Source organism: Nocardiopsis synnemataformans (assembly GCF_965343085.1).
GTDB classification, from domain to species: Bacteria; Actinomycetota; Actinomycetes; order Streptosporangiales; family Streptosporangiaceae; genus Nocardiopsis; species Nocardiopsis alborubida.
This window is the reverse complement of sequence record NZ_CBDRFA010000065.1, coordinates 43,819-50,451: the sequence shown is the minus strand read 5'-3', so window position 1 is coordinate 50,451 and position 6,633 is coordinate 43,819. Positions and strand designations below refer to the sequence as shown.

Genomic DNA, 6,633 nt, shown 5'->3' with positions numbered 1-6,633 from the left:
TCGGTCTCCGAGGGGAGGACGCCCTCCTCCTCTTCCATGATCTCGTTGCACAGGCCGACGCACTCGTCACAGATACAGATGTGACCGGGCCCGGCGATGAGGCGGCGGACCTGGCTCTGGTCCTTGCCGCAGAACGAGCACTTGAGCAGGGGCCCACTGGCACCGGTGCGTGTCACTAGAAACGTTCTCCTCACGCGGGCAGCGCCCGGGTGGTTCGGCGGGGTCGCCCCCCGAGGCCAGATGATCTCAACATCCGAATTCTCACGGTAGCCCCTGCCGGGACGGGCCGCAAAGCAGGACCGCGTCGCACCCGCACCCGGAGGCGGGCCGCGACCCTTCCCCCGCCACACCACCCCATCGTCAACGTCGATTGACTTTTCCCATGAGTCAACCTACGTTGACTCATGGAGGCACAACACCTCCGTCACCAGCGGGGACGCACGTGCCACGCGTCGCTCCGCCCTGCCCGCGCACCCTCCGGAGGACCAGATGACGTCCCATTCCGCCGTCCGCACGGCACTCGCGCTCGCCGTCCGCGCCGACCTGCCCGTCCTGTTGTGGGGCGCGCCGGGGACCGGCAAGACCTCCGCGGTGGCGGCACTGGGCCGCGCGCTGGAGCTGCCCGTGGAGGTGGTGGTGGGTTCCGTCCGCGAACCCAGCGACTTCTCCGGGCTGCCCGTCGTCCGCGACGGCGGCACCTGGTTCGCTCCCCCGCGCTGGGCCGAGCGCCTGGCCGCACGGGGCTCGGGCCTGCTCTTCCTCGACGAACTGACCACCGCGCCCCCGGCGGTCCAGGCGGCCATGCTGCGCGTGGTGCTCGAACGCGCCGTGGGAGACCTCGACCTGCCCGAGGGGGTGCGCGTGGTCGCCGCGGCCAACCCGCCCGGGCTGGCCGCCGACGGCTGGGAGCTGTCCGCTCCCCTGGCCAACCGGCTCGTCCACCTGGACTGGGAGGTCGGCGCCGCCGACGTGGCCGAGGGGTTCGTCCGCGGCTTCGCCTCCGGGCCGCACCGCCCCGAGCCCCCGGGCCCCGCGCGCGTGGCCGCCGCCCGGGCGACCGTGGGCGCGTTCCTGCGGGTGCGCCCCGAACTCGTGCTCTCGGTCCCCGACTCCCCCGAGCGCTCCGGGCGCGGCTGGCCGAGTCCGCGCAGTTGGGAGATGGCGGCGGTGGCCCTCGCGGCGGGCCGGGCCAACCCCGGCACGGAGCAGGCCGTGGCCGCCCTGGTGGTCGGGGCGGTGGGCGAGGCCGCGGGTTTCGAGGCGCTCTCGTGGCTGCGCACCCTGGACCTGCCCTCCCCCGAGGAACTGCTCGCCGACCCCGCCGCCGCGCTGCCCGACCGCGCGGACCGGCTGTACGCCCTGCTCGGCGCGCTGGCCGCGCACGTGATCGCCGACGGGGGAGCCGAGGTCTGGGAGCGGTCCTGGGAGGTCGTGGCCCGGGTGGCGCGGACCGTCCCGGACGTGGCGGCGACCGCGGCGCGCACCCTGGCCGCCGGGCGGCCGGAGGGCGCGGCCACGCCCCGGGCACTGCTCGACCTGGCCCCGGTCCTGCGTTCGGCGGGGATGCTGCCGTGAGCGCGCGCGACCCGCGGGCCCCGACCCTGGACCGGTTCGCGTCGGCGCGGCTGTGGGCGGCCGCCCGCGCCCCGTACCTGGCGCACGCGCTGTTCGCGCTCACCCCGGTCGTCATGGAGCCGCGCCTGGACGAGGAGACCGGTGAGCCGGTGGCCGACCCGGACTTTCGGGCGCTGCCCGCCGACATCCGGTGGAACGTCCACCTGGACCCCGGCACGGTGGCCGCGACCCCGGTGGAGGAGCTGGGCTGGTGGCTGCTGCACGGGATCGGACACCTGGTCCGCCGCCACGCGGAGCGGTCCCCCGCCGCCGAGGGGTCCGCACCGGGGTCCGCGTCGGGGCGGGGCCCCGGTCCGGCCGCCGGTGGGGACGGGGACCCCGAGCGGGACGCGCGCCTGTGGAACCGGGCCGCGGACGCCGAGGTCAACGACGACCTGGAGGCCGACGGGCTGCCCGTCCCGGACGGGGTGCTCTCGCCGCGCGCGCTGGGTCTGCCGGAGGGGCGGTTGGCCGAGGAGTACGTGTCGCTGATCGAGGTGCTGGAGGAGGCCCACTCCCGGGGCGGGCGGGGCGTCGCCGACCCGGTGGACTGCGGCGGCGCCGTCCACGGGACGCGGGGACGGCTGGCGTCGGCGGGGGCCTCCGGCGGTCTGGACCCCCTGGAACGGGACCTGCTGGAGCTGACGCTGGCCAGGGAGGTCACCGCCCGGGCCGCCGCGCGGACCGGGGTTCCGGGCGGGTGGCTGCGGTGGGCGCGGGAGCGGCTGCGCCCGTCGGTGGACTGGCGGGCCCGGCTGGGCGCGGTCGTGCGGCGGGGCGCGCACCGGGCGGCGGGCCGGACGGACTTCTCCTACCGGCGCCCCTCGCGCCGCCCCGGCCCCCGGCTGCCCGGCGGGACGGCGGTGCTGCCGTCGATGGTCGCCCCGGCTCCGGAGGTGGCCGTGGTGGTGGACACCTCCGGCAGTGTCCCGGACCCGGTGCTGGAGGTGTTCCTGGCCGAGACAGCCGCCGTGCTCGCCCGGGTCTGCGGCCCCGGCCGACGGTTGCGGGTGGTCTGCTGCGACCTGCGCGCCCACCCCGTGCAGACGGTGCGCCGGGCGCGGGAGATCCGGCTGGTCGGGGGCGGGGGCACCGACCTGCGCGAGGGGATCGCGGCGGCGGTGGCGACGCGCCCCCGGCCGGACCTGCTGCTGGTGCTCACCGACGGGCACACCCCCTGGCCGGGCGGGCGCCCGCCGGTACCGGTCGTGGTCGGGTTGGTCGGCGGTCCCGTCGAGCCGCCGCCACCGCCGGACTGGGCCCACGTGGTGCCCCTGCCCGCCGACCCACGACACGAACGAACGGTTGCCGGTGCCCACGGCACGGCGCCGCCCACGGACCCGGGCCCCGGTGAGGGCCCTGACGGACGGAGGAGACCATGAACGTCGCGTTCGACGACCACGAGCCCGAACCCGAGGACCTGCACCTGTGGACCGCGCGCGGTTTCACCGTGGCGGACGCCCGCCGCTGGATCGACGCCGGGTTCGTGCTGGACGCCGCCGAGCGCTGGCGCGGCAGCGGCGTGTACCGGCCCGGCCCCGCCCTGGAGTGGCGCACGGCCGGGATGACCCCCTACACAGTCCGGCCCATGCTCCGCGCGGGGATGACCCCGAAGGACGCCGTGCGCTGGCACGAGCTGGGCTACTCCCCCGCCGAGGCGGCCGAACGGCACCTGGCGGGCGAGCGCCCCCGGCCCCGACGGCTGCTGGGGGCCCTGTTGCCGGTGCGGCGGGCCCCCGGCCTGGACCTGAGCGAGGGACAGGCCCAGACCATGGACGCCCTGCTGTCGGCGGGGGTGCCCGCGGCGACCGCGCGCGCCTATCTGGACACGGGTTGGGACGGGACCGACGCCGTGCCGTGGGCCCGCGCGGGGGTGGACCCCGCGCAGGCCCGGGTGTACCGGGCGATCGGGTTCTCCCCCCGGGAGGGCGCGGCGCTGGCCGGGGACGGCCGCGACGCGTTGGCGCTCATGTGCGAGTGGTGGGACGAGGGCGTGCCCCGCGGGGAGGTCGCGGCCTGGGCGGTGGCGGGGTTCGGCTCGGCCGAGGCGGCGCGTGCCCGCGCCGCGGGCGCGGACCCGGAGGGAGCGCGGGTGCTGCGCGCCCTGGGCGGTCGGCCCCCGGCACCGGAGGAGGATCCCGACCGGTGACGGGGCCTCCTGTCCGGGGGTCGTCTACCGGCAGCCCGCCTTCGCGCCGAGGCCCGCGGCGACGGCGTGACCTGCTCCGCGGGCGTCGGAACGGGCGGTGATCCGACCGTCGGCGACGCGGACGGCGGCCTCGGTGGCGTCGCCGACCACGGGCACGCCCGCCGCGGCGGCGATCTCACCGGAGGCGTCGAACACCACGCGCAGGCGCGGCCAGGCCCGCTCGGGGAAGGCCTGGCGCAGGCAGCCGCACAGGTCGGCCACGGCCAGCCGCGCGAGCGGGGTCAGCTCGTCCGGGTCCTCGGTGACCACCACGGCGGTCACCGAGGACCCCGCGGGCGCGGAGCGCAGCGCCTCCTCCGCCGCTTCGAGGCGTTGCGTGCCCAGGACCGCCACGATCCCGTCCTCGGCCAGGGACACGGGGCGCCTGCGGACCGCGTCGAAGGCCCCCGGCGGCGACCACTCCTCGTCGGCGGGCAGGGCCTGGCGCACGTGCGCCAGGTGGGGCGGCGGCCAGGCGTCCTCCAGGTCCAGGTCGGCCAGGCGCTCGCAGGCGCGCACCACCGCGAAGGGGTCCGCGAAGCCGGGCGCGACCCCGGCCAGCTGGCCGGTCCCGTACAGGGTGGTGAGCACGGTCCCGGCCACGCGCACCCGGCGCCCACCGGGGTCGGACGGGGGTTCCAACGCCTCCAGGGACAGACCGAGCAGGAGCGCGTTCAGCCGCATGAGCTGGGCGAAGGCGGTCCGGACCGGTTCGTCGGAGAGGACCTCGGGCGGAAGCGCCGTCCCGGTCAGGGGGGACTCGCCGGTGGTGGGGAGCCGGGAGGCCCAGGCGCGGGCGAGCGCGCCCAGTGCCGTGCGGGCGGTGTACCCGGGTTCGGGGCGGGCGGCCTCGGCGGAGCGCTCGGCGGCGTCGGCCAGCACCGACAGGTACAGGGCGCGCTTGCCGGGGAAGTTGGAGTAGACCGCGCCCCGGGTGAGGTCGACCCGTTCGGCGATACGGTCGACCTTGGCGTCGCGGAAGCCGTGCTCGGCGAACTCGTCCCCGGCCGCGGACAGCACGCGCGCCCGGTTGCGGGCCTGGCGCTGCGCCCTGGTGAGCCGGACCATCGTGCTTCCCCTCGCTTCGGCGTCCACCCATCCTACGGTGGGATGCCCAGGGCACCCGGATACTTGGAAAATCCCGATGCCCCGGGTATTCGGACACGGACGGAGGCCGCCTCGGAGGTCGGGCCGCCACCGGGGACCGGCCGCCGCTGGCCGGGAGCTCCGGGAAGGCCCCTGACAGGGGAGGCCCAGGTCAGAAGTGCTCCTCCAGCCACCGTGCGCGCCGCATCAGGTGCCGGGCGTCGGCGAGGGCGTGGTGCAGCCCCGACTTCTGGGGCGGAAGCCTCGGGTCCCCGAGCCGGACCGCCTCCTGTTTGAGGTCGTGGGTGAGGAAGGGCACCTCGCGCGGCATCTCCCGGGGCGTCCCCCACAGCTGGCACAGCAGTACGTGGTCGTACGAGCCGTACCACGCCCACAGTTGCGGTTCGGGGGTGGCGCGGAGGAACTCGTGCACCATGCGCGCGATCTCCCCACGGGTGCGCACGTGCGGGTGGCCGGTGTCCAGGACGGCGCCCTCCGGTCCGCCGCGCAGCGGCAGCTGCGGCCAGACGTGCTCGGACAGCCACGGGTGCGAGCGCACGAGGTCCTGGTCGAACTCGGAGCTGACCGCGTACAGCTCGCGGCCGTCCTCGGCCACCATGCCGATGCTGACCAGGACCAGGGGGTGCTCCGGCCCCCGCTCGACGAACTCGGTGTCGTAGTACACGCGCATGTGCGCTCCTCCCCGGGCTGCCGGACGGGCGGGTGCGCCCGCGCCGCGTGGAGTCCGGCCCGTCGGCCACGGTCGCACACGCGCGGGCCCCGCGTCAGCCGGTTTCCCGCTTCCGCTCGGCGGCGACACACTCACTGGCATGGGAACGCGCCAGTCGGTGAGGACCAGTGTGATGTGTCGTGTCGCCGCCTGACAGCACGTGGAGGCGGCTGCCAGGAGCCCCGACGACCCTTCTCCCCGTACCGACGCCCGCTCAACGGGCGGCCCGGCGCGCCACCTCCCGGTCGATTCCGTCCAGCACGAACCTCAGCCCCAGGGCGAAGGTCTCCTCCCAGTCGGCGTCGAAGGCGTCATCGTCCATGGCCGCCATGGTCGGGAAGTCACCGGACTCCATGGCCTTGACCAGTACCGAGAGCTGGTTGCCCCAGAACTCCTCGTCCGTCATGCCGCTCTCGACCGTGGCGTTCTCGTGCAGGATCCTCTGGCGTACCGAACCGGTGACATAGGAGTCCAGCAAGGAGATCACCATGAACTTCTCCTGGTCGCTGAAGGGCAGGTCCGCCAGGCCGGACATGGTCTCCTCCATCTCCGCGACGCTGTTGGGACCCAGCACCGGCCGACTCCAGTTGACCTGGAGCAGCCACCGGTGCCGCAGGTACAGCTCCCGGCCCCGCCATGCGGCGGTGGCGAGCGTGTCCCGCCAGCCGCCGTCCGGGTCGAGGCGGCCGAGCTGAGTGCCGCTGACGTGGTCGAGCATGAGGTTGAGCAGCTCGGACTTGCTCGGGACGTAGCGGTACAGGGACATCGTGCCCATCCCGAGCGCCGCGGCCAGCTTGCGCATGGACAGGGCCTCGATGCCCTCGGCCTCGGCGATGGCGATGCCGGTGTTCACGATCCGCTCCAGGGACAGGGCGGGTTTGGGGCCCTTCCGGGACTCGGGAAGGCCCTCCCAGAGCAGCTGTTGGCTCCGGGCGAGCGGGTTTTCCTCGGTCATGCCCTCTCCATCGACGCGGAGGCGGTTGCGTACTGCGGACAGCGTACGCTACCGTGCTGC

General features: G+C 75.8%; 7 protein-coding genes. 3 read left to right on the top strand and 4 right to left on the bottom strand.

Annotation, left to right across the window (positions count from 1 at the left end; all coding sequences use genetic code 11):
* The coding region (locus tag ACSIH6_RS29315; protein ID WP_435111562.1) for a ClpX C4-type zinc finger protein at positions 1 to 176 on the bottom strand (176 nt) is incomplete at its 3' end.
* Positions 177 to 489: 313 nt separating this feature from the next.
* Here ACSIH6_RS29315 and ACSIH6_RS29310 point away from each other — a divergent pair.
* From ACSIH6_RS29310 to ACSIH6_RS29300, 3 genes are read left to right on the top strand one after another with little or no spacing between them, the layout of a single operon-like run.
* Positions 490 to 1,575 carry an AAA family ATPase gene (locus ACSIH6_RS29310; RefSeq protein WP_435111559.1) on the top strand — a complete coding sequence of 362 codons (1,086 nt, stop codon included), beginning with the start codon at positions 490 to 492 and terminating at the stop codon, positions 1,573 to 1,575.
* Positions 1,572 to 2,996 carry a vWA domain-containing protein gene (locus ACSIH6_RS29305; protein WP_435111558.1) on the top strand — a complete coding sequence of 475 codons (1,425 nt, stop codon included), beginning with the start codon at positions 1,572 to 1,574 and terminating at the stop codon, positions 2,994 to 2,996. The genes ACSIH6_RS29310 and ACSIH6_RS29305 overlap by 4 nt, the downstream gene beginning before the upstream one ends.
* Entirely contained in the window at positions 2,993 to 3,763 is a 771-nt protein-coding gene (locus tag ACSIH6_RS29300; protein WP_435111557.1) for a serine/threonine-protein kinase, read from the top strand. The genes ACSIH6_RS29305 and ACSIH6_RS29300 overlap by 4 nt, the downstream gene beginning before the upstream one ends.
* A gap of 24 nt (positions 3,764 to 3,787) precedes the next feature.
* Here ACSIH6_RS29300 and ACSIH6_RS29295 read toward each other — a convergent pair whose 3' ends face one another.
* The 3 genes from ACSIH6_RS29295 to ACSIH6_RS29285 all read right to left on the bottom strand — a co-directional run bounded on the left by ACSIH6_RS29295 (position 3,788) and on the right by ACSIH6_RS29285 (position 6,573).
* Complete coding sequence (locus ACSIH6_RS29295; RefSeq protein ID WP_435111561.1) at positions 3,788 to 4,870, bottom strand: TetR/AcrR family transcriptional regulator; 1,083 nt, start codon at positions 4,868 to 4,870, stop codon at positions 3,788 to 3,790.
* A 190-nt stretch (positions 4,871 to 5,060) separates the two neighbouring features.
* The gene (locus ACSIH6_RS29290) at positions 5,061 to 5,579 is read right to left on the bottom strand and encodes a hypothetical protein (protein WP_435111556.1); all 519 of its coding nucleotides are present in this window, start codon (positions 5,577 to 5,579) and stop codon (positions 5,061 to 5,063) included.
* Between the two features lie 253 nt (positions 5,580 to 5,832).
* On the bottom strand, positions 5,833 to 6,573 hold the full coding sequence (locus tag ACSIH6_RS29285) for a TetR/AcrR family transcriptional regulator (RefSeq protein WP_435111555.1): 741 nt from the start codon (positions 6,571 to 6,573) through the stop codon (positions 5,833 to 5,835).
* Between the last annotated feature and the right edge of the window lie 60 nt (positions 6,574 to 6,633).